Here is a 24,685-nt window from a genome sequence, read left to right on the forward strand (position 1 = left end):
CGCTGCCAGCAAATGCAACAGTGACCATTGTGGGTGCCGGGGTGGTTGGCTCAGCGATCGCCTACGAACTGAGTCGTGTTCTTGACCCAGCGGAAACACCGATTCTTGTCCTTGAGGTGCAGGGGGAGGAAGATTGGCAAGCGACGGGTGCGGCCCTTGGTGTGCTCATTGTCCACCTCAGTCGGCGGCGACGTGGACGCAACTTTCAACTACGGCAAGCGAGTCTAGCACGTTATGAGACCCTGATTCCGGAGCTGGAAGCAGAAACAGGGGTTAAGATTCCCTACCAGCGCCAAGGCATTGTTGAAATTTGTACCACGGAAGCGGAGGCGATCGCCACCCGAGCATGGTTACAAGCAGAGGCTCCCCAAGGGGTGCAGTGGCTTTCTCCAGAGGAAGTACAGCATCAATTGCCCCTGATCAATACTCAGCTTGTTCACGGCGCCCTCTGGGCAACCGGCGATCGCCAAGTGACACCAAAACCCTTCACTCGAGCTCTGCGCCAAGCCGCTCGTCAACGGGGGGTAAAGTTCTTTTATCAAAGCCCTGTCCGACAGCTCCAGCGATCGCCCCAAGGGGGATGGACTTTACAGCTCGGTCAAACAGCCATCGAGACCGAATCCCTGATCTTAGCGGCAGGTCTAGGGACAACACCCCTGACGCAAGCCCTCGATCGCTCTGTCACTGTCGAACCGGTTTTGGGACAAGCCCTAGAGTTTGCCTGTGAGGCGAATACGCCAGTGATGACGGCGGAAGGGATTCATTTTGTCCCCTTGCCTTGGGGACGGGTGTGGGTGGGTGCCACCGTGGAGTTCAACACCCTCACCGGGAATCCGCAAGCTCTTGCTCAACTGCATGGAAGAGCCATCGAGCTTTGGCCAGTTCTGAAAACGGCTCCCTTAACCCAACAGTGGCAAGGACTGCGACCCCGCCCGAGCGATCGCCCGGCCCCCATCATCGAAAAAATAGACGACCACACTTGGCTGGCCACTGGCCACTACCGCAACGGTATTTTGCTGGCTCCCGTAACCGCCCAAAAGATTGCTCACTCTGTGATCATGACCTTGGCGGAGCGCGATCGCCGCAAGGGGGGCACAGCATTGATAAAATAAATCTCAGCGTTGTGGGATAGATACCATGGAAGTCAATGATCTCGGCTTAGTGGCAACGGCTATGTTTGTCTTGGTGCCAACGGTGTTCTTGATTATTTTGTACGTGCAAACGGAGAGTCAGCAGAAAAGTAATTAAGATGGATCTCTATAGCTCAGAGCGAAAATAGCTCTATTGTGCTAGAGAGTCCCTAAATAATCCTTGTTTGTACAGCCTGTGACTGCTGCTTCGTTTTCACCCCTTAGTATTGCACCTACCCACATCTATCGCGGTTGGTCAATTTTCTCCCAAGCGGGAGAAGCCATTGCTCAGTTGGGGCAGCGTCCCCTTTTAGTGGTTTCACCGCAGCGGTATCAGCAGCTTGAGCAGGAGTGGCAGGCAATCGCCCACTCCCATGATCTCACCTTTGCTGTGGGAACATTCCATGGCGAGTGCAGTGAATCCACCCTTGCCCAGCTCCGCCAAGAGGCGCAGGGCAGCGATCTGATCATTGGCATTGGCGGTGGTAAAGCCCTAGATACCGCTAAGCTCTTGGGGCACCAACTGCACTTGCCCGTAGTGACGATCCCCACGTCGGCAGCCACCTGTGCCGCTTGGACAGCCCTCTCCAATATCTATACAGAGGCCGGTGCCTTTGCCTATGATGTGGCACTCCCCCGTTGCCCAGATCTGCTGCTCCTGGACTACGCCCTAATTCAAACGGCGCCGCGGCGAACCCTGCTTGCCGGTATTGGCGATGCCCTTGCCAAGTGGTATGAGGCCTCGGTGAGTAGTGGTCACCGGCAAGAAACCCTGATTGTCGCTGCGGTACAGCAAGCCCGAGTATTGCGCGATATTCTCTTGCAGCAGTCTGCCGAAGCCTTGGCCACTGTGGGCAGTCCCATTTGGGAAAATGTCGTTGATGCCAGTGTCCTGATGGCAGGCATGATTGGTGGATTGGGGGGTGCCCAATGCCGCACGGTAGCAGCCCACGCCATTCACAATGGCTTGACCCAACTGCCCCAAAGCAAGGGCACACTCCACGGCGAAAAAGTGGCCTACGGCATTCTTGTTCAACTACGCTTGGAAGAAATGGTTCAGGGCAGTCAACTGGCCACCAGCGCTCGCCATCAACTTTGTCAGTTTTATGAACAGGTGGGTTTGCCCCTGAGTTTAGAGGACTTAGGCTTCCAAGAGGCCAGCCTAGCTCAGCTTCAGCACGCTGCTACGGTTGCCTGTGCGCCCCACTCCGATATTCACTATCTGCCCTTTCCCGTGACGCCTAATCTGGTGCTAGAAGCAATGGTGTCCACCGTGGTCGGCTACAGTGCCAAAGTCGTGGATGGGAGTGCCCGTTAGATGGGGTTAGAGTGGATTCAGCCGGCTGATCGCCTTGGGTCATTGCCGCCCTACGTCTTTGCGCGTCTGGATGAACTGAAGCTGAAAGCCCGCCAGCAGGGACTGGACTTAATTGACTTGGGTATGGGCAACCCCGATGGCTCCGCCCCGCGTCCAGTCATTGAAGCAGCGATCGCCGCCTTTGAGGAACCCAGCTACCATGGTTATCCCCCCTTTGAAGGCACAGCGGTTTTCCGTCAAGCCATTACCCGTTGGTATCAACGCCGCTACAATGTCTCCCTTGATCCCGATGGTGAAGCCTTACCTCTATTGGGATCAAAAGAGGGATTGACGCACCTCGCCCTTGCCTATGTGAATCCGGGGGATGTCGTCCTTGTGCCTAGCCCAGCCTATCCTGCCCATTTTCGTGGACCCGCGATTGCCGGTGCCAACATCTATCCCCTCATTCTCAAACGGGAAAAGGGCTGGCTCATTGATCTGAGTGAAATTCCCAGTGACATTGCTCGCCAAGCGAAGGTTTTGTACTTCAACTATCCCAGCAATCCCACAGCGGCGATCGCCCCTCGCTCTTTCTTTGAAGAAGTCGTTGCCTTTGCCCGCGAATATCAAATCCTACTGGTGCATGACCTTTGCTACGCCGAACTGGCCTTTGACGGCTATCAACCCACGAGCTTGCTGGAAATTCCCGGTGCCAAGGAAATCGGCGTTGAGTTCCATACCCTCTCGAAAACCTACAATATGGCCGGTTGGCGGGTTGGGTTTGTGGTGGGCAACCGCCACATTATTCAGGGCTTGCGTACCCTGAAAACAAACTTAGATTATGGGGTTTTTTCCGTCTTACAGAAAGCGGCAGAGGTGGCCTTGAGCCTACCCGATAGCTACATTGCCTCTGTGTGCGATCGCTATCGCCAACGGCGGGATTTTCTGATTCAAGGCTTGAATGAACTGGGCTGGCAACTCACCCCAACCCAAGCAACCATGTACCTGTGGGTGCCCGTGCCCGTGGGCATGAGTTCGACAGATTTTGCCCTCAAACTGCTGCAGGAAACGGGTGTTGTTGTGACGCCCGGCAATGCTTTTGGGGAAGGCGGTGAAGGATACGTGCGCATTAGCCTCATTGCCGATCGCGATCGCCTAGGTGAAGCCCTCAAACGCATGACTCAAGCCAATATTCGCTTCGATAGCTTAAGTCGCTCAACTCACTCCATCCAGCCATGACAAAAACGAATACTGCCCTGCTTATCGGACAATCATCGCCACCCCCGCCCCCGGCATGACCTACTGGCAAAAGGTCGTCTTTGCTTGGCTATATCGCAATGCCGAGGAGGCCATGACTTACTCTCGTCTGCCACCTGAGCAAGGCGTGGAGCTGGGCATACAGGGAGAGAGTGGATCGTGGGAGCATTTATCCCAAACGACTGTTCCATGCGGTTTCCGCATCCTTGAGCGCCTGATCAATTGTCTTTTGTCCCAAGAGAACTGCCTGTAAATTCTCGTAGAGGAGTCGTTGTAGCTCCTTAATATCCCGCAGGGGGGGAATGAGAACCTCTGCTTGGTTCATTTGAGCAGCGCTGACGGATCGGGCAATGTCTACAGGGGTGGCATTTTCGCCAATGGTGCGGAAGTAGGGATCCCCTAAGGCTGCTTGTGTAGAAGGTAGGACATTCGCTTCCTTAGCAAAGGCCAGTTGGTTTTCGTTATTGGTAACAAAGAGGGCAAATTCTACGGCCAGGTCAGGATGGCGACTCTGGCGGGGGACAAGTAAATTCATCACGGCGACATTTTTCTTGCCAGTGGCTCCGGTCAACTGGGGGGCGGGGGCTGAAACGGCGGCAATACTGGGGGCATTGGTGGCGATCGCGTTCAAAAATTCCGGACTCGTCATCAGTAGAGCCGTTTGTCCTGCTTGATAGAGTTCGATGCCTTGGCGGTGGCCTTCAGTCAGCACCTGTGGCGGCAAGAGTCCCTGACGATAGAGATCCAGCCAATACTGAAAAACGGCTTTGCCCACCGGGGAATTAAAGGCAGCACGGCCTTGATCATCTACAAGCTTCACCCCCATCTGCACCATGGCCTGCAGCAGCTCGGCAGAGTCCTCGGGCACCATCGTGATAAAGAAGGCGTATTTGCCCGTTTTCTCCTTCACGGCTTTAGCGACACTGGCAAGTTCGGCAAAGGTTTGGGGGGGGCGATCAACCCCAGCGGCGGCAAGGATCGCCTTGTTATAAATCGTTATCCGCGAAGTGAGGTACCAGGGCACGGCAAAACTCTTGCCCTCTAACGTCGTTGCCTGCCAAATATTGGGTAGATAACGCTCACGCACGGCTGGCGGCACATAGTCATTGAGATTGAGCCACGCATTACGTCCTGCCAACAAGGCCGCAAAGTCGGGGTTCAGGTTCACCACATCGGGAGCAGTGCCTGCTAATACTGCCATGAGAATTTTGGTCTGCATTGCAGTCCAAGGAATATCCACCCAGCGCACCTGGACATCGGGATGTTGAGCTTCAAATTCCGCAATCAGGCGATTGAAGTAATCAGTAAATTTCGGTTGCAGTTGCATTGTCCAGAATTCAATCTGGGTGCCTTGGGTCGGCGGCGCTGTTCCACAACTGGTTAGGATGGCCAGCCATAGCCCCACCAACAGCCCAAAGATCCAGCGTGGCCACGATCGCATTGCTGAGGACTCCTACAGGGGGGGGAGTTCAGAGGTGCAGGCACGGCAGCGGCTCGCCTTGAGGGGCACGGATTCTAAGCAGTAGGGGCACTCCCGTTGTTCGGGTGCAGGGGGCTTCTTGGGCAGCAAGGGCAAAATTAGTTTCAGGAGAATAAACAAGCTAAGGGCAATCACCCCAAAGTCGAGCAAACTGCCCAAAAACTTGCCAATTCTAATGCCTGACCCGACAGTGAGTTCACGCCAGTCGCCCCCTGGAATTAGAGGATTGACCAAGGGCATGATGAGGTCCTCAACAACGGAAGTGACAATGCGGCCAAAGGCACCCCCCACCACGACAGCGATCGCCAGATCAATCACATTCCCTTTTAAGGCAAATTCGCGGAACTCCTGCCAATATTTCTTGGCCTGTCGGCGGTTCAATCGCCCCATGCCCACTCCTCAGTAGTACACAAAAATTAACATTTATCTTCATCAATGACCAAAATTTTATCGATGCCGCTAGCCAACGGGCAAACTCTAGGCTAACATTGTAGATCCAGTCAGAAAGTGTTCGAGCGATCGCTGGTATGATTGCGTATGGCACCCACTTTTGCCCGCTTGATAACTCACTATACACCCCCATTTTCGTTAAAGGAGCTAGGAAAACACTCGCATGGTCAATCAGGAAAAAACGTTAGACGTGGGCTTTACGCATGCTGATTTTGCAGCCTTACTGGACCGGTACGATTACCACTTCAACCCCGGCGACATTGTTGCTGGCACCGTCTTTAGTATCGAACCGAAGGGTGCCCTGATTGACATCGGTGCGAAAACCGCTGCCTACATCCCCATCCAAGAAATGTCTATCAACCGGATTGACAGTCCGGAAGAGGTGCTGCAACCGAACGAAACCCGCGAATTCTTTATCTTGGCGGATGAAAACGAAGAAGGACAGCTTACCCTCTCGATTCGTCGTATTGAGTACATGCGGGCTTGGGAGCGCGTTCGCCAACTACAAGCGGAAGATGCCACCGTTCGTTCTCAGGTCTTTGCCACCAACCGTGGGGGTGCCCTTGTGCGCATTGAAGGGCTGCGCGGCTTTATTCCCGGTTCCCACATCAGCACCCGTGTTAACAAGGAAGAATTGGTGGGTGAAGAGCTGCCCCTGAAGTTTTTAGAAGTGGATGAAGAGCGCAACCGTCTTGTTCTCAGCCACCGCCGTGCCCTTGTCGAGCGCAAGATGAACAAACTGGAAGTGGGCGAAGTGGTGGTTGGAACTGTGCGTGGGATCAAGCCCTACGGTGCCTTCATTGACATTGGGGGTGTCAGCGGTCTGCTGCACATTTCTGAGATTTCCCACGATCACATCGATACTCCCCACAGTGTTTTCAATGTCAATGACCAAGTCAAGGTAATGATTATTGACCTTGATGCTGAGCGGGGTCGCATTTCCCTTTCCACCAAGCAACTGGAGCCAGAACCCGGTGACATGGTGAAAAATCCGCAGTTGGTCTACGAAAAGGCTGAAGAGATGGCAGAGCGCTATCGTCAGCAACTCCTGCAACAACAGCAGCAGGCCACCGCAGAGACCACTGAGGCAGTCATTGAAGACATTCCCGAAGCCACTGAAGACGATACGGCTGAGCCGATTCTTCAAGAAGCCTAGGATGTCCCTTGCCCTCACCCTTGGGGATCCAGCGGGCATTGGCCCAGAAATTCTCCTGAAAGCCCTAGCTCACCTGCCCTCAGAAATGTTAGGGCAGTTTTTTATTGCGGGGACGCAGCAGGTATTGCAGGACACCTACGCTCGCCTCTGTCAGCAGGAACAGGTGGCCATTGATCCCACTCAGCTTCAGATTTGGCAGCATCCCCTCGATGAGAGGATTGTACCGGGGCAGCCTAGTGTTGCCAGTGGGGCCGCCAGCTTTGCTTACTTAGAAACAGCAATTCAGCGGGCGATCGCCGGCGACGTAGCAGGCATTGTTACTGGACCCATTTCTAAAGCGAGTTGGCAGGCGGCAGGCTATGCTTTTCCCGGCCAAACAGAAGTGCTGGCTCACTTCACAGGCACTGCCAATGTGGGCATGGTGTTCTTGGGGCGATCGCCCGTAACCAACTGGGTACTGACCACTTTACTCGCGACTACCCACATCCCCTTGAAAGACGTTCCCAAAGCACTGACCCCCGAACGCCTTCATGAAAAACTGGCGCTCCTTGTGCAGTTTCTGAGGGAGCAGCGGCATTTGGAGCGGCCTCGCATTGCCATTGCTGGCTTGAATCCCCACAGTGGTGAGCAGGGACACTTAGGCCAAGAGGAAGTGACTTGGCTGATTCCATGGCTCGCAGCAGCCCAGCAGCAGTACCCTCAAGTTGAACTGATTGGCCCTGTGCCCCCCGATACCCTCTGGATTGGGGCTGCCGATGCATGGTGGGGACGCCCTGCCCCGGCAACTGCCTACGATGCCTACCTCGCGCTTTACCATGATCAGGGATTGATTCCCGTGAAGATGCTCGCTTTTCGGGAAGCGGTGAATACCACAATTGGCCTGCCCTTTATTCGCACGTCCCCGGATCACGGTACGGCCTTTGATATTGCGGGTACAGGGATGGCAGACCCACAGAGTTTTCTGGCGGCGATTGCTTGGGCACAGACCCTGAGTGAAGGATCGGTTTTCCCTCTTACCCGCGCCTAAAGTGCCTTTGATAGAATGCAACTAGATAACAAACCAAATGGTCAATCATTGGCATTTTGGTTGTTGCTGTATCGGGCAGAGTCTATGGGATTCTTTGATTCAGAAATTGTTCAACAGGAAGCACAACGCCTGTTTCAGGACTACCAGCAGTTGATGCAGCTTGGCTCCGAGTACGGCAAGTTTGACCGCGAAGGGAAGAAAATTTATATCGAAAAAATGGAAGAACTCATGGACCGCTACCGTATTTTTATGAAGCGGTTTGAGTTGTCCGATGACTTTATGGCGCAGATGACCATCAAACAACTGGAAACACAACTCAGCCAGTTTGGTATGTCTCCCCAAACTATGTTTGATCAAATGCATCAGACCCTTGAGCGCATGAAAGCCGAAGTGGAACGCCAACCCTAGGGGAGACAGCGGGTGTTGCTCTGCAATTTGGATGGGGTGATTACGCCAGAGGCCTCGATTTCTGTTTTTGATCGCGGGTTTCTCTACGGCGATAGCGTTTATGAAGTGATTCGTACCTATCGAGGGATTCCCTTTGCCCTACCAGAGCACCTAGCACGGTTGCGCGCCTCAGCGGCCTATCTCTACATGACCGTGCCGTGGTCTGATGAGGACATTACCCAAGAAGTGCAACGCACGTTAGCGGCTGCCCCAGCGGGAGAATATTACATTCGGATTGTCGTGACCCGTGGGAGCGATCGCCGCATTGGGCTATTGCCAGAACCAACGACCCAGCCCAGATTATTGATTATGTTGATGGCGATCGCCCCCGAACCAACATTGAGTGAACAGGGAATTCGCCTGACCATTGCCAAGCGGCAACGCACGAGCACCGCTGCCCTTGATCCAGCGGCCAAAACGGGCAATTACCTCAACAATCTCTTGGCGCTATTGGAGGCGCAGCAGGCTGGTTTTGACGACGCCCTGCTTCTCAATGCCCAAGGGCAAATGACCGAGGCCACGACCAGTAACCTCTGGATTGTCCGTGAGGGTGTGGTCGAGACACCCCCCGCCGCTGTTGGTATACTCCACGGAATTACGCGAGCGACGCTGTTGCAGATCCTCTCAGACTTGGGCATGCTCCATCGCGAAGTGATGCTCACCCCACCGGATCTAGCGACGGCCAGTGAGGGCTTTCTTAGTTCATCGGTGCGCCTTCTAATGCCGATTCGCCAAGTGGATGAGGTCATCTTTCCAGCCTGTCCGGGACCTGTGACCCAAAAGCTATGGCAGGAATTATTAGCAGTGATGGAAAAGGCCGCTCTGGCCTAGATACAGTCCTTTCAGCCGCAAGTCTCGAGTCAGTATTTGAAAGTTAGCGAAGTCCCCGAGTTGGGAACGTGACGGGAATATTGGGGTTGACCCATACTTGACACTCGAGTTCCGTGCTGGGTGGGAAAAAAGGAATCGGGTTGCCTGCTGCATCGGTGACGTCTGGCAGGTATTCAAGGGGCAGGGTATCAAATTGACAGGTGTAGGCACCATAAATGACCTGAGGGCGATCGCCCGAAGGGCGCGCTCCGCGATCGCGCAGGATCAACTGATAGCCAAAGCTGCGACTGGCATTGCCCAACTGATTGATCAGGGCAAAACGCCGTAAATAGGGCAAGCGTCCCCAAGCGGCGGGGGAGACAAAGGCTTCAATTCTGCCTCCCGGTGCTGTAATGGCTGGAAAGGCCTGCCAGCGTTGAATCACCTCGTCACCAAACTGCTGTACAGCCCACCATAGGCTGGGTACCGTTAAGCCCACTGCCGAGGGTTGCTCGCTAACCACAGCTTGCTTTTCATTGACGGGCAGCGCGATCGCCCCCGCAACTGCTGGCGGTAAGTCTTCTGTCGAGGTATTGGCGGCTGTTTTGAGGGGATGCAACCCTAATAGAGCGATCGTCCCCACGGCACTCAACCATCGGCCACAGGACTTGAGAGGGGATAGGGTTCTCATTTGCTTTGAGTCGTGAAGGAGATTCATCCCTATGTTACGAATGCAGCCAAGCCTTCAATACATCGAGGAGACTATTCCCCCCCCATGCAAGGGCAACAAGAATCGAGGTGGTCACCGCTAAACCCAGCAGAGAGATGACGACTCCCGCTAGACTAATCAAACCATCGTCATCCAAAAGACCAAAGCCAATCGTAAAAATGCCCATCGCTGGAATCGTGTTCGTGCCAGGAATTGGCAAAATCATTGAGCTTGCCATCAGCGACACGGCAACTCCCAAGCCCAAACGTCCGCCTCGGGTGGTGCAAATGGGGTGCAAGCGGGGACGGGAGATAACTTCAATCCGTCGCAGCCAAGGCAAAGCCGTGCGCACAATCTTTTGAATCTGGGATCGCGGCATCGTGCGCTTGAGCAGCTGGGGAGGCAACCAAGGGGTTGAGACACCCACGAGCAATTGCCAGCCCAACAGTAACAGCACAATGCCAAAGGGAGTGGAGTAACCGGGGGCTGGAATAGGCAGCGCCGATGGCAACGAAAGCACAGCCAGCAAAAAGCCGAAGGTTCGCTCTCCCGCCAACTGCAGAATATCCCCTAAGGATACCAGTTGCTGCCTTAAAACCTCGCCATCGCTGGGGCTGGGCACAGGACTCAAAAAGGCACGTTCGAGGTCAGTGGACAGTTTTGCCATAAAAAATGACGGGAGGTGAAAATGTTGCCACTGCTAGGATACGATAGATTGATCGTTAGTTATGCCCAACACAGTTGACAGGCGATCCCAAGGCCGCGATCAACCTGAAGCCATGGCAACCCCATCTGACTTACCGACAGAGTTGCACCTGATCAACCCCCGGCGATCGCTGGGGCATGTTTATCTCGACTGGACACCCCAACCCGGTTGCCATGTGGATCATGAAGGGGAAACCTATACAGTGTTAGAACGCCGGCATCGCTACTGCTTTCGTGGCGGACGCTATCAACTGGAAAAAATTGCCCTCTATGTGCAGCATAGTGACACCACGAGCGATCGCCATCTCGTCAATGGACAGTGGGTGATTGGAGATCCCACCTGTCGCTGGAATGCGCTTTCACCCTTGTTGCGCTGTGCTGTGAACCCTCAAGGCTCCTGCCAAAACTGTCGAGATTACCGGCCTCGAGAACCATAGCCTTCTACTGTCAAAAATCCCCTCGCGGGAGCAGCGGGGTGGTTTGAGATTGAGCCAGAGATGGCCAGCCTACTGCACAGCAGGCGTCATATAGGACGTTTGCGGTAGAACAATTTTCACCGGTTCAACGTGCCAGATGTCTTGGCAATACTCGCGAATGGCGCGATCGCTAGAAAATTTGCCCATCCGTGCCACATTCAGGATCGACATTTTTGACCATTGGGCTTGATCTTGATACACCTGAAGCACCTGTTGATGGCAGTCCACGTAGCTTTGGTAGTCTGCCAAGAGGCAATAGCGATCATTTTGCCAGAGGTGTTCCACAATCGGGCGAAAGAGTTCCGTATCCCCATGGGAAAAGTAACCAGAGCCGATGAGGTCAAGAACCCGCTTCAGCATTGGGTTACTATTGGCAAACTCCCACGGACGGTAGCCGTTGCGCCACAATTCCTGCAATTGCTCCACCGTATGGCCAAAGAGGAAGAAGTTTTCTGCCCCCACCTCTTCGCGAATCTCCACATTGGCACCATCGAGGGTGCCAATCGTCAATGCCCCATTGAGGGCAAATTTCATATTCCCTGTGCCTGAGGCCTCGTAGCCCGCCGTTGAAATTTGCTGGGACAAATCTGCTGCAGGATAGACGCGCTGCCCCAGTGTCACGTTGTAGTCGGGCAAAAAGACCACCTTCAGGCGATCGCGCACCACTGGATCACGATTGATCACATCCGCCACCGAGTTGATGAGCTTAATGATTAACTTGGCCATGTAGTAGCCCGGCGCCGCCTTACCGCCAAAAATAAACGTTTGGGGCACCATCTCCAGTTGCGGATTGTCCTTCAACATTTGATAGAGGGTGATGATATTGAGGACACACAGGTGCTGCCGTTTGTATTCGTGGATGCGCTTTACCAAGATGGAGAAGAGGGAATGGGGATCCACCGTTACTCCCACGCGATTGCGAATGTATTCCGCCAGACGTTCCTTGTTTCCATGCTTCACTGATCGCCACTGGGCAGCAAAGTCACGATTCTCTGCCAAGGGTTCTAATTGTCGCAGTTGCTCCAAGTGCTTCACCCAATCTTCGCCAATGCGTTCGCTTATCAGACGAGTTAATCCGGGATTGCTGAGCACGATCCAGCGTCGAGGGGTGACGCCATTGGTTTTATTGGAAAATTTCTCCGGCGTCAGTTCATAGAAATCCTTGAGCACCGTTTGTTTCAAGAGTTCTGAGTGCAGCGCCGCCACCCCATTGATGGCATGACTCCCCACCGCTGCCAAGTGTGCCATGCGCACATAACGACAGCCACTTTCATCAATAATCGACAGCCGCCGCAGGCGATCGTTATCCCCCGGATATTGCAGGCGCACCTGATCGAGGAAGCGCTGGTTAATTTCGTAGATGATTTGCAAGTGGCGGGGTAGGAGTGAGCCAAAGAGATGCAGCGGCCATTTTTCCAGTGCCTCGGGCAAGAGGGTGTGGTTGGTGTAGGCAAATGTCTTGCAGGTAATGTCCCACGCCTGCTCCCAAGGCATGAGATGCTCATCCACCAACAGGCGCATCAGTTCTGCCACCGAAATCGCCGGGTGGGTATCATTCAACTGCACCGTGAACTTCTCGTGGAAGCGACTGAGATCCTGATTCCCCGACTGCTTGTAAAGGCGGATCATGTCCTGAAGAGCACAGGAGCAGAAAAAATATTGCTGCATCAGCCGCAGTTCTTTGCCCTGCAATTGCTCATCGTTGGGATAGAGAACTTTGGTGATGTTTTCTGAGGCAATTTTTTGGTTGACGGCACCGTAGTAATCGCCCGTGTTAAAGGCTTGAAAGTCAAAGGACTCCACCGCCTCTGCCCGCCACAGGCGCAAAAGATTGGCGGTATTCACCTTGTAGCCCAAGATTGGGGTATCATAGGCTACCCCTTGAATCACTTGGTGGGGTTCCCAAACGACCCGATAGCGACCCTGATCATCGGTGTAGCTGTAGGTATGGCCGCCAAACTTCACCTGCAAAATCAACTCTGGTCGCGGAATTTCCCAAGGGTTGCCGTAGCGTAACCACTTATCCGTAATCTCAACTTGCCAGCCATCGCGAATCTCTTGGTCAAAGATGCCGTACTCGTAGCGAATGCCATAGCCAATGGCGGGGATTTCCAATGTGGCGAGGGAATCCATGTAGCAGGCGGCCAAGCGACCCAAGCCACCATTGCCCAAGCCCGGCTCTTCCTCCTGATCGAGGAGTTCCTTGAGGTTCAAGCCTGTTTGCCGTATGGCTTCTTCAACAGCCTCATAGAGTCCAAGGTTAATCAGGTTATTGCCGAGGTGGGGCCCTAGCAAAAATTCGGCGGAGAAATAGCAAACAGTGCGGCTTTCTTGCTCTCGATAGGTTTTGGCAGAATTCAACCAGCGCAACAGCAGGCGATCGCGCACGGTGTAGGCCAAGGCCAAGTAGTAATCATTTTTCGTCGCCACTTCGGGGAATCGCCCTTGGATAAAAAAGAGATTATCCATAAAGGCGCGGCGCAGCGTTTCAATACTCGTACCGGTGCGATCGTCTTCCGTGAGCACTGTGGGACAACCGGGCGGAATGAGACTAGTCATTGTGGGAATCCTCGCAAAAAATTAACGCGATTAGTAGTTAGCCCCTCCCTTCTGTTCTACCGCGATCGCCCAGAATCCCCCGCTAAGTACAGAATCTCTTTACCAGCAGGCAAGTCTTTCCCTAGCGTTCATTGACTGTGGGGGAACAGTTGGCAGGTCAGTTCTTCCTCGGCCTCTGGTGGGGCAACGGTGGGTGGGGTGGTGCCAAGGGGCACCTCTGGGGCTGGGCTTTGTTGATAGCGTTGATAGAGCGTAATCAGAAGTTTGATCAGGCGATCGCCGCCACTGGCATAGAGAGGATCATCGGGCAAACGCGCCAAAGCAGCGGACATCTGCGTCTGCAAGATCTCTAAATCCCCATAGCGACGGGTCAGCCGTTGCAGTAAATCGATGAGGGTAAACCGCTCTAGGCCTTGGGCATGCACCGGTTTGTTGGTCAACAGCGCGGCCACGAGGAGCTTCATATGCAGGGGCGTACAGTAGCGGGTGACTTCCAAGCGCAAATCGTAGAGATCGGCGGTGCTGAGGGTCGGCGCCTCGATGGTCAGTGTGGCCGTCGGGGATTGGGTGTAGAGGGGCACCAAAATTTGCAGCAGTGCCGCTGAGAGAACCTGATAGGCCTGTGCTTTGTTGAGACTATTGACAATGGTCGTTAGGCGTTGTCCCAAGAGGGTGGGGCTTTTCAGCCGCTCAAGGATTTGGATCACGGCCTGTTGCACCTCACTCACGGTCCACGGCGGTGCTTGGGTCGGCCACTGATTCTGCTGCAGGGCATACAGTAGCTTAAAAAGACGGTTGTGCTGCGGGTGCTGGACGATTTGTTGGGCAGCGGTGGCAATTGGAGAAGTCGTTGTCGTCACAGGTTTGCCAAAAGTCCCTCGATCTGTATTTTAGCCAATTTTCCTAGACGATAATTTATTGATTGTAGTCAAGGGGGGATTGTAAAGACCTCTGCTAGCATTGGGAGAGTCTAGCAGTGACAAAACAGGTGTGAAAGAGCTTTTTCGTGGCGTTCAGCAGCGTCTCAATGAGATTGTTGTCGGTCAAGGGGCGATCGCCCAGGGGTTAATTGTGGCCCTCCTCGCCGAAGGCCATGTCATCCTCGAGGGGGTGCCGGGAACTGCCAAAACCCTCCTTGTAAAGCTCCTCGCTCGCCTGATTGCAGCGGAATTTCGCCGTATCCAACTCACCCCCGATGTCCTCCCCGCCGATATTCTCGGTACGAGTATCTTTGACTTCAACAGCCGCACATTTCGCTTGCGCAAGGGGCCGATTTTTACCCAAGTGCTGCTGGCGGATGAAATTAACCGCACACCGCCCAAAACGCAAGCAGCTCTCCTCGAAGCCATGGAAGAACGGCAGGTGACCCTCGACGGCACCACCCTCCCTCTCTCTGGTCTATTTTGGACAGTGGCTACTCAAAACCCCTTGGAATTTGAAGGGACGTATCCGCTGCCAGAAGCCCAACTGGATCGCTTCCTATTTAAGCTGGTCGTGCCCTACCCAGAGCCAACCTCAGAACGGCAAATGCTTGAAAATGCCCTTGGGGGCTTTGAGGCACGGGATCTCGATCAACTCAATTTGGAGCCCTTGATTACCGTTGAGCAAGTCTTGGTAGCACGGCAGCAAGTGCGGCAAGTCCATGTGGAGCCTGCGGTGCTGGATTATCTTTTGGCGTTGGTGCAGGCCAGTCGTCAACATCCTGAACTGCTGTTGGGGGCTTCCCCACGAGCGGCGGTGGGCTGGTTACGCGCCACCCAAGCACAGGCGTGGTTAGAGGATCGTCCCTATGTTACCCCTGAAGATGTGAAGGCGATCGCCACCCCGCTACTGCAACACCGTTTGATCCTCAAGCCCGAAGCCCAGTTAGACGGCACTACGCTGCCCCAAGTGATCCAAGGTATTCTCGCTAAAGTTGCTGTTCCCCGATGAAAGCACCTGCTAGTTATCAGTTTGGTCGCCATCGCCCCCGCTGGGTGCCCACGGTTCGCTTCTATGGCCTCTTGCTGCTGGGGGTTCTCTTGCCAGCGCTGACCAGCTTGCTGCCAGCAGAGCTATGGCCGATCGCCGAGGCGGTTCCCCAAGGGAATCTGCGGGAATGGTTGCGCTACTGGCCTCTGGGGCTGGGATTGCTCCTGATGGGGCTGTACAATCTGGTTGTTTTCGGCCTGTCCCTGTGGGACTACATCTGCATTGGTCGCTGGCAACTGACCCTCGATCGCGCCTGTGAGTCACGGCTCTCCATTGGTCGGCAAAACCCGATTCGCCTCAGGCTCCACACCCGTGGTGAGGTTTCCTTGAATGCGCAGATTTGGATTGAACTCTACGACGATGTGCCTGCTGAGTTTACGGGTGAAACCCCCTACTTTGCCTTTACCGCCTCAGCCCAGAGTACGTTGGAATTGCTGTACCATGTATTCCCACCGCGACGGGGTGCCTTTCAATGGTCAGGCTGTGATGTGCGGCTGCGCAGTTCTTGGGGCTTGGCGTGGCGACGCTGGTTTGCACCCGTTGTGACTGCAGTGGAAGTTTATCCCGATTTGATTGGGTTGCGATCGCTCTCAATTCGCCTCAGTTTAGAATCCAGTGGCAGCTTGCGGCGGCGACGCTATGCCTTGGGGGGCACCGAATTTGCCGAATTGCGAGAGTACCATTTGGGGGATGATCTGCGCCTCATGGACTGGAAAGCGAGTGCCCGCCGCGGCCGGCCTCTTGTGCGCGCCATGGAGCCAGAACGGGATCAACCCTTGATCATTCTGCTGGATCGAGGCCGCTTGATGACCGCTACGGTGGCAGGTTTGAAACGCTTTGACTGGGGCTTAAACGCGGCATTGGCACTGGCTCTGACGGGCTTGCGACGGGGGGATAAGGTGGGCTTGGGGATTTTTGATCAGCAACTGCACACGTGGATTGCGCCTCAAAGTGGGGATTCCCATCTGGGGCAGATTCTTAGTCAGGTGTATCGCTGTGAACCCATTCTCGAAGAATCCGACTATGTGGGCACCGTCAGCGCGATTTTGGGACACTATACCCGCCGTGCCCTTGTGGTGGTTCTGACAGAGGTGATTGATGAGGTGGCTTCCCAAGAACTCCTCGCCGCCATGGCTCGCCTCACGCCGCGTTTTCTACCCTTCTGTGTCGCTTTGCGCGATCGCCAGATTGAAACCCTTGCCCACCGCCCGTTGATGCCACAGCCCTTGGCTGCCGTGGATCAAGTGACCAGCCTCTATGAACAGGCTGTCGCCCTCGATCTGCTCCATCAGCGACAACGTGCCTTTGCCCGTTTGGAGCAACAGGGGGTTCTTGTCCTCGACGCTCCTGCGGATCAAATGAGTGAGCAACTGGTGGATCGCTATTTGCTGCTGAAAGCCCGTGGCCGACTTTAGGGCTGGCTAGCCTCGATCACACTGGTATTCCTTGGTTCCTGCAATGGCCATAGGGGCGGGCGATCGCCCGGTGGCGTCCCCAGGGGAAGGGGTGTCGAGGTCTGTGTCAGCCCACAAGTTGCCCGCAAACGCGCTTGCAGGAGTTGACTCACCACCTGACGTCGAATAAATTCTTGCTCAATGGCTGGGGGGACTAAACGTTGCAGTTCCATAGGTTGCCTCCAATCCACCGTTGTTTACGGCAACACAGGCTTCCGTGCGCTTCCCACACTCACATTCAACTGGTCATAGGCCTTAACTTGATCTTAACGGCGATCGCCCGCGATTGTAAAAATAACTACCAAAATGCAGGGGGATTTGTGGGGATTTCCTAACACTATTGCAACGGGGATACATTCGGGGATTGGGGGGATTCCCATTTCTGCTGGCAAAACGCGTAGATCACCTTACCACCATGAATAATCACATAGAGCGTCACTCCACTGAGGACAAAAGGCATGATCTTCTCCAGCCAAGGAAGATGGCAACCGAGGCGCGTGAGGACAACAGCAAAGGCATCATCCAAAAGACTAATCAGCAAAGGCAACAACTGCCGCAGCAGGCTAAAAATCTCTGATAAATAACCATCACTTTCCATAACAGTGTTCTCAGATAGGTTGACGCAGAAAATAATCTTCAATACAGCTTAAATACAGTCTGTTTCATAGGTATGGAACAGACTTAAATGAGTCGGTATTGACAAGCTTGTGCACAAGAATTGAACTTGGAATCAATACTGTACAAAGCCCTTCGTATCCCCCTGCTGAAGACCATATCCTAACGTTTAGGAAGTTTGAGAAACGGGCTGAGGGCTGTGATTGATTGTGCTGAGACCGCATCAAGCTGAGAGATTTTTGGAAATTGTTAACAACCGTAACACTTCCTATTATAAGCAACCGCCATGAATTGCGGGATAACTGTAATTTGTTGTTACACCAGAACGCATTTCAAGCGTCACTATCTAGGATGGAAGTAGCAACAGCGGCAGGTGCCCTATGAAACAGTTGTTGAGCCATTGGTGTTGTTTTGCGATTCTGTTGGCGATCGCCACAACCACAGGACTTGACCAGCGGGGACTCGCACAAAATGAAGCCCAACAGTTGCGCGATATTATGCAGCGGTTGGATGCCCTGCAACAGCGCTATAGTGCTGCCGTCAGTGAACTAGACGTGATTCGCAAAACCTCTTTTGGCGGCGATAGTAATAATGTCATTGCCCTCACAAATCAGATTGAGCAGTTGCAAAAACAGGGGAATTATGGCGCAGCAGTGGCCCCCTCACGGGAATTAGTGGCGATCGCCGAGCGGGTTCTAGGCCCCAATCACCCCACCCTTGCCGCAACCTTGAATAATCTTGCTGTCACCTACAAGGAACTGGGTAACTTTAGTGAGGCGATTCCCCTCTACCAGCGCAGCTTAGCCATCCGTGAAAAAGCCCTTGGCGCAAATCATCCCGATGTTGCCACCAGCCTCAATAACCTCGCCAACCTCTACAGCGATCAAGGCAACTACGGCGAGGCGCTGCCCCTCTATCAGCGCGCCTTTGCCATCCGTGAACAAGCCCTTGGCAAGACCCATCCCGATGTGGGCTTGAGTGTGCACAACTTGGCAGTGATGTACCATTTGCAGGGCAGCCTAACCACAGCCTTGCCCCTCTACCAGCGCAGTCTTGGCCTGCTCGAACCCGCCTTAGGGGCGGAACATCCCTTAGTGGCAACGGTATTGAATAACCTTGCTGAACTCTATCGTGCTCAGGGCAATTATGGCGCGGCGCTTCCCCTTTACCAACGCAGTTTGGCGATCCGTGAAAAGGTGCTGGGGACAGATCACCCCGATGTTGCCACTAGCCTCAACAACTTGGCTGAACTCTACCGGGTGCAGGGGAATTACGGGGCGGCGCTTCCCCTCTATCAACGCAGTATTGCCCTGCGGCAGCGTACCCTCGGTGGCGAGCATCCCTATTTGGCACTGAGTCTTGCCAATTTAGCAAAAGCCTACTGGGGGCAGGGGACGATCAATGAGGCCTTAACGGCTCTCAACCGTGCCCTTGACATTGAAGAGGTCAACCTCAGCCGTAACCTCGTGGTTGGCTCCGAGGAATATAAACGCAACTATCTGGCCACGTTTCAAGACTCCACCAACACCGCTATTTCCTTCCATTTGCAGGGGAATCCCCAGAATCCAGCAGTGGCCAACCTAGCCTTAACCACCATTTTGCGCCGTAAAGGTCGGTTGTTGGATGTTTTAGCGGCAACGGCCAGCCGCCTACGCAATCAACTGGATGCCTCGGGGCAGCAGCAACTGGATGAATTAATGCGTGTGCGAACACAGATTGCCAGCCTCACCTTTGTGCGCGATCGCCCACCGCCGGCCAGCCAAATTAGCCAACTAGAACAGCGTGCCAACCAACTAGAAGCGCAACTGGTGAACCAAAATGCCAATTTCCGTTTGGAAGTCACCCCCGTCACCCTCAGTGCGGTGCAGCAAGCGATTCCCGCGAATGCCGTGCTGCTGGAATTTATTGAGTATGTGCCCTACAACCCGAAAACCAACCGCTGGGAAGCTCCCCGTTACGCCCTCTATGCCCTGAAGAATAGTGGTCCCCCCCAATGGCGAGACTTGGGTACCGTCGCTGATCTCGATACGGTCATTAAGGCAGCACGCCAGCGGATAGCGGATCCAAGATTGCCCGCTACCGTAACGAAGCCCTCTTTGAAGGCGGCCTATGAGCGTCTCTTGGCTCCTCTCGAACCCTTCCTAACGGGCAGTACCCATCTGCTAGTGGCTCCCGATGGCCAGTTGAATACCCTGCCCTTTGAGGCCTTGGTGGATCGGCAGGATCGCTATCTGGTGCAGTCTTATACAATCACACTGTTGACCTCAGGACGCGACTTGCTGCGGCTACAACAGCGGGGCAAACCGCCAAATCCACCCTTGGTGGTGGGTAATCCCACGTTTAGTCAAGGGAGTGGTCGTGCCGTGGCCGGTGGTCAGCGGGGGATCAACCCGCGATCGCTGGATTTGCGCAGCCTGACATTTACAGAATTGCCAGGGACGGCCACTGAGGTGAAAACCCTGAGTACGCTGTTGCCCCAAGCCCAAGTGCTCACGGGCAGGGATGCCACCGAAACCGCGATCAAAGAAACCCGCCGCCCCCGGGTGCTCCACTTGGCTACCCATGGATTTTTCTTGGAGAGTCCGCCCGTCTCTCCCCAAGTCCTGCAAAATACCCGTGGTCTTAATGCCTATGTCCCCTTTGGTGGTGAAAATCCCCTCTTGCGCTCTGGCCTTGCGTTGGCCGGTTTCAATCAACGGCAGAGTGGGGTGGATGATGGCGTGTTAACGGCTTTTGAAGTCACCGGCATCAACCTCGATGGCACCGAGTTGGTGGTGATGTCCGCCTGTGATACGGGACGCGGTGATATTCTCAATGGTGAGGGTGTCTATGGGTTGCGGCGAGCCTTTACCTTGGCGGGGGCACGTACCCAAGTGAGTTCCCTCTGGAAGGTGGATGACACCACAACCCAACAACTCATGGTTGCCTTTTACCAAAATCTGGCGGCTGGTAAGGGACGCAGTGAAGCCCTACGGCAAGCGCAGTTGCAGTTAATGAATGACCCCAGTAAGCACACTCCCTATTTTTGGGCTGCTTTTGTTAGCAGTGGCGAGTGGCGCCCGCTGCCCTAAGACAGGGGGTAGCTGATAGGGGTTTGTAATTGGATGCCGAGGGGGCGATCGCGATCAATCCAAAGAATGGCTCCTTGCCGCCGCGAGGGGGGCTCTCCCCAGAGCACAGTGATACTACCGGGGGGCAAAGGTTCAGGGCTAGGCCATTGACTGGTGAGCCAAACAAGGGAATCAAGGGGATACTTAGCATAGGTGTCGCACGGAGCGATCGCCGCCAGTGCTCGCAGTACCGTTGGCTGACCGTGGAGCATCCCCGTGGCGGGACTCCAAAACTGGACAGGAATTTGCTGTTGCAAACTGTAAAGGTAGAGGCTAGCCGCCGCAATCACCGCCTGCTCAAAGTCTTCACCGCTCCAGTGGGAATGGGTATCTAGGGCAACAGTCACGGCATTACCACCGCTAAAGGTGTCAAACTCGCGTACCCGCAGTTCTCCATAACGGGCACTGGTGCGCCAATGCACCAAACGCAAAGGGTCTCCCCAACGGTAGGGACGTAAGGCACGGGTGATGCCCTCTTGGGCGACGTGAAGATGATGTTGGCGATCGCGCCACTCTTGGGAAATCTCTTGCCCCAGTTGATCCAGCAAAGGACACTGTTGCAATTGCAAAACTTGGGGATAAACCACTACCTGTTGCGGCACGGGAAATGCGCGCTGACACCAAAAGAGTCCCAAGGGGGCGGCGGTGCGCAGCCGCAGGTGTTGCCACTCATAAATCCCCCGACGCGGTGGGATGAGATCGTACTGCCAAGTGATTGTTTCCTGTGGTGGCAGCCGCTCAATCGCCTGTTGGGGACATTCGCGCTGGGTGGCTGACCAGAGGCCACGGGGAACGGGATCAATCACTTGCAAATTGTGGTGAGGCGTTTGAGTGGCATTGCTGAGCAAGACGGTCAGGCGGAGGCGATCGCCCGCATGAACTGGATCCACTTTGGCTCGCTCCAGCACCAATCCCCGCAAATAGCGCGGCGGTAGAATCGCGGCCACCAAAAGGAGACTAAAAATGATCCCTGTAATCACGTACAGCCAACCCGCCATCGAATTAATGGCTGCTGCAAAAAGAAACAGATTCATGCCCAATAGCAGCAGTCCCCCATAGGCGGGGGTCACCCAGCGTTCCTCTAAAAACTGACTGAGGCGACGCAGCTTGGTCATCGCAAATTCGGGTCTTAGGAGCGGTGGGACTCAGCGGGCAATAGGCTAGGAAAGGAGTGGGCCAGCAGTTGCTGCAAGGCTTGACGAAAGTCCCCCTTGACAAGGGCAGGATCAAACCGCTGCACCAATTCACCGCGATCGAAAAAAAGAAGGGTTGGCAGACTCGTCAGTTGGAAGTGACGACTGAGGGCAAAGTTTTCATCAGCATTGATCCTGAGAATTTGCAACCGTTGGGGCAGCGACTGCTCCAGTTGATCCAGCAGGGGATCAATCAGGCGGCACAGGCCACACCAAGGGGCCCAAAAATGCACGATCACAGGCACGGGAGCACTGCGAATTTGCCGCTGGAATCCTTCAATATTAAACTGCTGAATGCCCTTCACGTTGTTATCTCATTTTGTCTTGGGATCATGGTAGCAGTCAGCGGCGGTTTTGCAGCAGCGATTTGCGGCGATGTGATGCCGTAGGATCAAAAATAGCTCATACGATCGATTGGCGCTCCCAAATGACCCCCAAGCCCACCCTTTGGCAAAAACTTTTCCCCCTACTGTTACGAGAAGCGATCGCCATCCTTCAGGGGATCAGTGAACTGCTCAGCAAGGCCACAGAGCAACTCAAGGGGGTGGCCACACAACGGGCGATCGCCCCAGAGCAGTTGAATCCGGAACGTTCATGGGTCAGTCGAGGGGCAGCCCTATGGTGGCAGGGAATGGGCTGGGTGCAGCAACGGCTGCCAAACCATCTACAGGAGCGTTATAACCGCGCCACATTGACGGCGATCGCGATCACTTTACTTCTCATTTTGCTCTGGTTAAATCCCCTTACTTGGTTTCAATCTCCCCCTCAACCAACGGTAAAAGCAACCCAGCGTCCCCAACCCAGTGTCCTTGTGCAACCCCGCCCAGCACCCACCCCAATACCACAGCCGACACCGACACCCCCTCCGTCACCAGGGGCGATCGCGCCTTCCACCTTCGTCAGTGACAGCCTCACCGTCCGCCAGCAATTGCTGGCCCTTTGCGATCGCTACAGCAATGCCCTTGATCCCACCCTGACCCTCACCCCCAGCGAACAGCGATTGGAACTGATGCTGGCCGACAGTTGGTATGATCTCAGTCCTACAACCCAGGATCAACTAGCCCAGAACCTGTGGCAAACCGCCCATGACTTGGGGTATCAGACCATCATGGTGGTGGATACCGAGGGTCGCTTGCTTGTCCGCGATCCAGTGGTGGGTGACAATGCCATCGTTGTCCGTCGCAAGCTGATCTAACTCACCCTCGCAGCTCAGCCATCAGTTTCGCCAATCCGCTAACCTAGAAAAGTGCCAACTTCTTCAGCTTTCCTTTCTATGAGTGACACCACCCTTTCCCCCGAAAAGCGCAAAGCCCTTGAGCTTGCCGTCTCCCAAATCGAACGCAATTTTGGTAAGGGCAGCATTATGCGCCTTGGGGATGCCACCCGCATGAAGGTGGAGACCATTTCTAGTGGCGCACTCACCCTTGACCTTGCTTTGGGTGGTGGACTGCCGAAGGGGCGGATCATTGAAATTTATGGCCCTGAAAGTTCGGGGAAAACCACCTTGGCCCTCCATGCCGTGGCCGAAGTCCAAAAAGCGGGTGGGGTAGCTGCCTTTGTCGATGCTGAACATGCCCTTGATCCCACCTATGCGGCTGCCCTCGGCGTGGACATTGAAAACCTACTGGTTTCCCAGCCAGACACCGGGGAAGCGGGTCTAGAAATTGTTGATCAACTGGTGCGCTCGACAGCCGTCGATATTGTGGTGGTGGACTCCGTTGCCGCATTGGTGCCCCGCGCCGAAATTGAGGGAGACATGGGGGATAGCCATGTGGGATTGCAAGCCCGCCTCATGAGCCAAGCCCTGCGCAAAATTACCGGCAATATCGGTAAAACAGGCTGCACCCTGATTTTCCTGAACCAATTGCGGCAGAAAATTGGCGTCACCTACGGTAACCCAGAAACGACGACAGGGGGAAACGCCCTCAAGTTCTATGCCTCAGTGCGCCTAGATATTCGGCGGGTACAAACCCTGAAGAAGGGAACGGAAGAATTTGGCATTCGCGCCAAAGTCAAGGTGGCCAAAAACAAGGTGGCACCGCCCTTTCGCATTGCTGAGTTTGACATTATTTTTGGTAAGGGCATTTCCAATCTTGGCTGCATTCTCGATATGGCCGAGGAAACTGGTGTGATTACCCGCAAAGGGGCTTGGTATTCCTACAACGGCGAAAATCTTGCCCAAGGCCGCGACAACACAATTAAATATATGGAGGAGAACCCTGCCTTTGCCCAAGAGATTGAACAGCAGGTGCGGCAAAAGCTAGATCAAGGGGTAGCCGTCTCTGCCAATACGGTGACTCATACCCACGAGGAAATGGGTGACGGGGAATAGGGGCGATCGCCCGCGAGGGACTTCCGTAGGAGCAATTTCCGCTCTCCCCAAAATGTGAAGCCTTCCTCAAGGACTTCAAAGCCACAGCGGGCATATAACTGTTGCGCCGCTTGATTGCGAGCAAGGACGTGAAGATAGAGATCGTAATAGGTGGCGCAAAGGCTGCCCTCTACGGTGTGCAGCAAGCGACGACCAATGCCGCGCCGCCGGTAGTCGGGATGTACAGCCAAATTGGACAGATAAGGTTTTGGTGCACCCTTGATCTCGCGGAGCTGCACTTCCACACTCCCCACACATAGAGCAGATCGACCTGTGGATAGGACGGCTAGCCAACAGTGGTAGTAGGGCCGCTCGCGCTGCCAGCGATCGCGCAAATCCTGCTCAATCCCCAGCTGGACAAAACTGCGCCAAAGGGCTTGCCAACCGCCACCGGGATGAAAACTCAGTGCCACGAGTTGAGCCACACTGGGCAGGTCGATGATCTCTGCCGCACGAATCTCAATCATC

General features: G+C 54.6%; 25 protein-coding genes. 14 read left to right on the forward strand and 11 right to left on the reverse strand.

What is annotated here, in order from left to right; translation table 11 throughout:
* Positions 1–20 precede the first annotated feature (20 nt).
* The 4 genes from IGQ15_RS00825 (at position 21) to IGQ15_RS00840 (ending at position 3,666) form a co-directional block, all read left to right on the forward strand.
* A complete protein-coding gene (locus tag IGQ15_RS00825; RefSeq protein ID WP_297047714.1) occupies positions 21–1,112 on the forward strand; it encodes an FAD-dependent oxidoreductase in 1,092 nt (363 codons plus the stop codon).
* 25 nt (positions 1,113–1,137) lie between these two features.
* Complete coding sequence (gene psbM, locus IGQ15_RS00830; RefSeq protein ID WP_099799548.1) at positions 1,138–1,248, forward strand: photosystem II reaction center protein PsbM; 111 nt, start codon at positions 1,138–1,140, stop codon at positions 1,246–1,248.
* A 78-nt stretch (positions 1,249–1,326) separates the two neighbouring features.
* A complete protein-coding gene (locus tag IGQ15_RS00835) occupies positions 1,327–2,448 on the forward strand; it encodes an iron-containing alcohol dehydrogenase family protein (protein WP_297047720.1) in 1,122 nt (373 codons plus the stop codon).
* Positions 2,449–3,666 (forward strand): aspartate aminotransferase, encoded by a 1,218-nt coding sequence (locus IGQ15_RS00840; RefSeq protein ID WP_297047722.1) that lies wholly within the window; start codon positions 2,449–2,451, stop codon positions 3,664–3,666.
* A 187-nt stretch (positions 3,667–3,853) separates the two neighbouring features.
* Here IGQ15_RS00840 and IGQ15_RS00845 read toward each other — a convergent pair whose 3' ends face one another.
* Together IGQ15_RS00845 and mscL are read right to left on the reverse strand one after the other, a co-directional pair.
* Positions 3,854–5,125: a sugar ABC transporter substrate-binding protein gene (locus IGQ15_RS00845; RefSeq protein WP_297047724.1), complete on the reverse strand. Its 1,272-nt coding sequence runs from the start codon at positions 5,123–5,125 to the stop codon at positions 3,854–3,856.
* A 12-nt stretch (positions 5,126–5,137) separates the two neighbouring features.
* The gene (gene mscL, locus IGQ15_RS00850; protein ID WP_297047726.1) at positions 5,138–5,554 is read right to left on the reverse strand and encodes a large conductance mechanosensitive channel protein MscL; all 417 of its coding nucleotides are present in this window, start codon (positions 5,552–5,554) and stop codon (positions 5,138–5,140) included.
* 223 nt (positions 5,555–5,777) lie between these two features.
* Here mscL and IGQ15_RS00855 point away from each other — a divergent pair, with 223 nt between their 5' ends.
* From IGQ15_RS00855 to IGQ15_RS00870, 4 genes are all read left to right on the forward strand, one after another.
* A complete protein-coding gene (locus tag IGQ15_RS00855; RefSeq protein WP_297047728.1) occupies positions 5,778–6,770 on the forward strand; it encodes a 30S ribosomal protein S1 in 993 nt (330 codons plus the stop codon).
* 1 nt (position 6,771) lies between these two features.
* Entirely contained in the window at positions 6,772–7,797 is a 1,026-nt protein-coding gene (pdxA, locus tag IGQ15_RS00860; RefSeq protein WP_297047730.1) for a 4-hydroxythreonine-4-phosphate dehydrogenase PdxA, read from the forward strand.
* Positions 7,798–7,881: 84 nt separating this feature from the next.
* On the forward strand, positions 7,882–8,205 hold the full coding sequence (locus tag IGQ15_RS00865) for a DUF1825 family protein (protein ID WP_011057879.1): 324 nt from the start codon (positions 7,882–7,884) through the stop codon (positions 8,203–8,205).
* A 12-nt stretch (positions 8,206–8,217) separates the two neighbouring features.
* Complete coding sequence (locus tag IGQ15_RS00870) at positions 8,218–9,075, forward strand: aminotransferase class IV (protein ID WP_297047733.1); 858 nt, start codon at positions 8,218–8,220, stop codon at positions 9,073–9,075.
* Positions 9,076–9,118: 43 nt separating this feature from the next.
* On the opposite strand, the gene IGQ15_RS00875 is transcribed toward IGQ15_RS00870, so the two are convergent.
* Together IGQ15_RS00875 and IGQ15_RS00880 are read right to left on the reverse strand one after the other, a co-directional pair.
* A complete protein-coding gene (locus tag IGQ15_RS00875; protein ID WP_297047734.1) occupies positions 9,119–9,745 on the reverse strand; it encodes a hypothetical protein in 627 nt (208 codons plus the stop codon).
* A gap of 34 nt (positions 9,746–9,779) precedes the next feature.
* Positions 9,780–10,430, reverse strand: coding sequence for an exopolysaccharide biosynthesis protein (locus IGQ15_RS00880; protein WP_297047736.1), 651 nt, complete (start codon positions 10,428–10,430; stop codon positions 9,780–9,782).
* Positions 10,431–10,542: 112 nt separating this feature from the next.
* Here IGQ15_RS00880 and IGQ15_RS00885 point away from each other — a divergent pair, with 112 nt between their 5' ends.
* Positions 10,543–10,905: a DUF6464 family protein gene (locus tag IGQ15_RS00885; protein ID WP_297047770.1), complete on the forward strand. Its 363-nt coding sequence runs from the start codon at positions 10,543–10,545 to the stop codon at positions 10,903–10,905.
* A 69-nt stretch (positions 10,906–10,974) separates the two neighbouring features.
* Here IGQ15_RS00885 and IGQ15_RS00890 read toward each other — a convergent pair whose 3' ends face one another.
* Complete coding sequence (locus IGQ15_RS00890) at positions 10,975–13,503, reverse strand: glycogen/starch/alpha-glucan phosphorylase (RefSeq protein ID WP_297047738.1); 2,529 nt, start codon at positions 13,501–13,503, stop codon at positions 10,975–10,977.
* A gap of 128 nt (positions 13,504–13,631) precedes the next feature.
* Positions 13,632–14,363 carry a hypothetical protein gene (locus IGQ15_RS00895; protein WP_297047740.1) on the reverse strand — a complete coding sequence of 244 codons (732 nt, stop codon included), beginning with the start codon at positions 14,361–14,363 and terminating at the stop codon, positions 13,632–13,634.
* Positions 14,364–14,493: 130 nt separating this feature from the next.
* Here IGQ15_RS00895 and IGQ15_RS00900 point away from each other — a divergent pair, with 130 nt between their 5' ends.
* Both IGQ15_RS00900 and IGQ15_RS00905 read left to right on the forward strand, forming a co-directional pair.
* Entirely contained in the window at positions 14,494–15,435 is a 942-nt protein-coding gene (locus tag IGQ15_RS00900; RefSeq protein WP_297047743.1) for a MoxR family ATPase, read from the forward strand.
* A complete protein-coding gene (locus IGQ15_RS00905; protein WP_297047745.1) occupies positions 15,432–16,889 on the forward strand; it encodes a DUF58 domain-containing protein in 1,458 nt (485 codons plus the stop codon). The genes IGQ15_RS00900 and IGQ15_RS00905 overlap by 4 nt, the downstream gene beginning before the upstream one ends.
* On the opposite strand, the gene IGQ15_RS00910 is transcribed toward IGQ15_RS00905, so the two are convergent.
* Both IGQ15_RS00910 and IGQ15_RS00915 read right to left on the reverse strand, forming a co-directional pair.
* The gene (locus IGQ15_RS00910; RefSeq protein ID WP_297047747.1) at positions 16,886–17,101 is read right to left on the reverse strand and encodes a hypothetical protein; all 216 of its coding nucleotides are present in this window, start codon (positions 17,099–17,101) and stop codon (positions 16,886–16,888) included. The two genes, IGQ15_RS00905 and IGQ15_RS00910, sit on opposite strands and share 4 nt — an antisense overlap.
* A 164-nt stretch (positions 17,102–17,265) precedes the next feature.
* Complete coding sequence (locus tag IGQ15_RS00915) at positions 17,266–17,526, reverse strand: hypothetical protein (RefSeq protein ID WP_297047749.1); 261 nt, start codon at positions 17,524–17,526, stop codon at positions 17,266–17,268.
* 397 nt (positions 17,527–17,923) lie between these two features.
* Here IGQ15_RS00915 and IGQ15_RS00920 point away from each other — a divergent pair, with 397 nt between their 5' ends.
* Positions 17,924–20,614 (forward strand): CHAT domain-containing tetratricopeptide repeat protein, encoded by a 2,691-nt coding sequence (locus tag IGQ15_RS00920; RefSeq protein ID WP_297047751.1) that lies wholly within the window; start codon positions 17,924–17,926, stop codon positions 20,612–20,614.
* Here the strand turns inward: IGQ15_RS00920 and IGQ15_RS00925 are convergent.
* Both IGQ15_RS00925 and IGQ15_RS00930 read right to left on the reverse strand, forming a co-directional pair.
* A complete protein-coding gene (locus tag IGQ15_RS00925) occupies positions 20,611–21,768 on the reverse strand; it encodes a DUF58 domain-containing protein (RefSeq protein WP_297047752.1) in 1,158 nt (385 codons plus the stop codon). The two genes, IGQ15_RS00920 and IGQ15_RS00925, sit on opposite strands and share 4 nt — an antisense overlap.
* A 14-nt stretch (positions 21,769–21,782) precedes the next feature.
* Positions 21,783–22,151 (reverse strand): thioredoxin domain-containing protein, encoded by a 369-nt coding sequence (locus IGQ15_RS00930; protein WP_297047753.1) that lies wholly within the window; start codon positions 22,149–22,151, stop codon positions 21,783–21,785.
* 122 nt (positions 22,152–22,273) lie between these two features.
* Here IGQ15_RS00930 and IGQ15_RS00935 point away from each other — a divergent pair, with 122 nt between their 5' ends.
* Entirely contained in the window at positions 22,274–23,041 is a 768-nt protein-coding gene (locus tag IGQ15_RS00935) for a hypothetical protein (protein WP_297047755.1), read from the forward strand.
* A gap of 78 nt (positions 23,042–23,119) precedes the next feature.
* Positions 23,120–24,178 carry a recombinase RecA gene (gene recA / locus IGQ15_RS00940; RefSeq protein WP_297047757.1) on the forward strand — a complete coding sequence of 353 codons (1,059 nt, stop codon included), beginning with the start codon at positions 23,120–23,122 and terminating at the stop codon, positions 24,176–24,178.
* Here the strand turns inward: recA and IGQ15_RS00945 are convergent.
* Positions 24,145–24,684: a GNAT family N-acetyltransferase gene (locus tag IGQ15_RS00945; protein ID WP_297047759.1), complete on the reverse strand. Its 540-nt coding sequence runs from the start codon at positions 24,682–24,684 to the stop codon at positions 24,145–24,147. The genes recA and IGQ15_RS00945 overlap by 34 nt on opposite strands.
* Between the last annotated feature and the right edge of the window lies 1 nt (position 24,685).

This window comes from Thermosynechococcus sp. M98_K2018_005, from assembly GCF_015295825.1.
In the GTDB taxonomy this organism is placed as follows: Bacteria; Cyanobacteriota; Cyanobacteriia; order Thermosynechococcales; family Thermosynechococcaceae; genus Thermosynechococcus.

Excerpts from the sequence above, each read along its gene's own strand:
- psbM (WP_099799548.1), top strand. The coding sequence starts at position 1,138 with ATGGAAGTCAATGATCTCGGCTTAGTGGCAACGGCTATGTTTGTCTTG.
- IGQ15_RS00840 (WP_297047722.1), top strand. The coding sequence starts at position 2,449 with ATGGGGTTAGAGTGGATTCAGCCGGCTGATCGCCTTGGGTCATTGCCG.
- IGQ15_RS00845 (WP_297047724.1), bottom strand. The coding sequence starts at position 5,125 with ATGCGATCGTGGCCACGCTGGATCTTTGGGCTGTTGGTGGGGCTATGG.
- mscL (WP_297047726.1), bottom strand. The coding sequence starts at position 5,554 with ATGGGGCGATTGAACCGCCGACAGGCCAAGAAATATTGGCAGGAGTTC.
- IGQ15_RS00855 (WP_297047728.1), top strand. The coding sequence starts at position 5,778 with ATGGTCAATCAGGAAAAAACGTTAGACGTGGGCTTTACGCATGCTGAT.
- pdxA (WP_297047730.1), top strand. The coding sequence starts at position 6,772 with ATGTCCCTTGCCCTCACCCTTGGGGATCCAGCGGGCATTGGCCCAGAA.
- IGQ15_RS00865 (WP_011057879.1), top strand. The coding sequence starts at position 7,882 with ATGGGATTCTTTGATTCAGAAATTGTTCAACAGGAAGCACAACGCCTG.
- IGQ15_RS00875 (WP_297047734.1), bottom strand. The coding sequence starts at position 9,745 with ATGAGAACCCTATCCCCTCTCAAGTCCTGTGGCCGATGGTTGAGTGCC.
- IGQ15_RS00880 (WP_297047736.1), bottom strand. The coding sequence starts at position 10,430 with ATGGCAAAACTGTCCACTGACCTCGAACGTGCCTTTTTGAGTCCTGTG.
- IGQ15_RS00885 (WP_297047770.1), top strand. The coding sequence starts at position 10,543 with ATGGCAACCCCATCTGACTTACCGACAGAGTTGCACCTGATCAACCCC.
- IGQ15_RS00890 (WP_297047738.1), bottom strand. The coding sequence starts at position 13,503 with ATGACTAGTCTCATTCCGCCCGGTTGTCCCACAGTGCTCACGGAAGAC.
- IGQ15_RS00905 (WP_297047745.1), top strand. The coding sequence starts at position 15,432 with ATGAAAGCACCTGCTAGTTATCAGTTTGGTCGCCATCGCCCCCGCTGG.
- IGQ15_RS00910 (WP_297047747.1), bottom strand. The coding sequence starts at position 17,101 with ATGGAACTGCAACGTTTAGTCCCCCCAGCCATTGAGCAAGAATTTATT.
- IGQ15_RS00915 (WP_297047749.1), bottom strand. The coding sequence starts at position 17,526 with ATGGAAAGTGATGGTTATTTATCAGAGATTTTTAGCCTGCTGCGGCAG.
- IGQ15_RS00920 (WP_297047751.1), top strand. The coding sequence starts at position 17,924 with ATGAAACAGTTGTTGAGCCATTGGTGTTGTTTTGCGATTCTGTTGGCG.
- IGQ15_RS00925 (WP_297047752.1), bottom strand. The coding sequence starts at position 21,768 with ATGACCAAGCTGCGTCGCCTCAGTCAGTTTTTAGAGGAACGCTGGGTG.
- IGQ15_RS00935 (WP_297047755.1), top strand. The coding sequence starts at position 22,274 with ATGACCCCCAAGCCCACCCTTTGGCAAAAACTTTTCCCCCTACTGTTA.
- recA (WP_297047757.1), top strand. The coding sequence starts at position 23,120 with ATGAGTGACACCACCCTTTCCCCCGAAAAGCGCAAAGCCCTTGAGCTT.
- IGQ15_RS00945 (WP_297047759.1), bottom strand. The coding sequence starts at position 24,684 with ATGATTGAGATTCGTGCGGCAGAGATCATCGACCTGCCCAGTGTGGCT.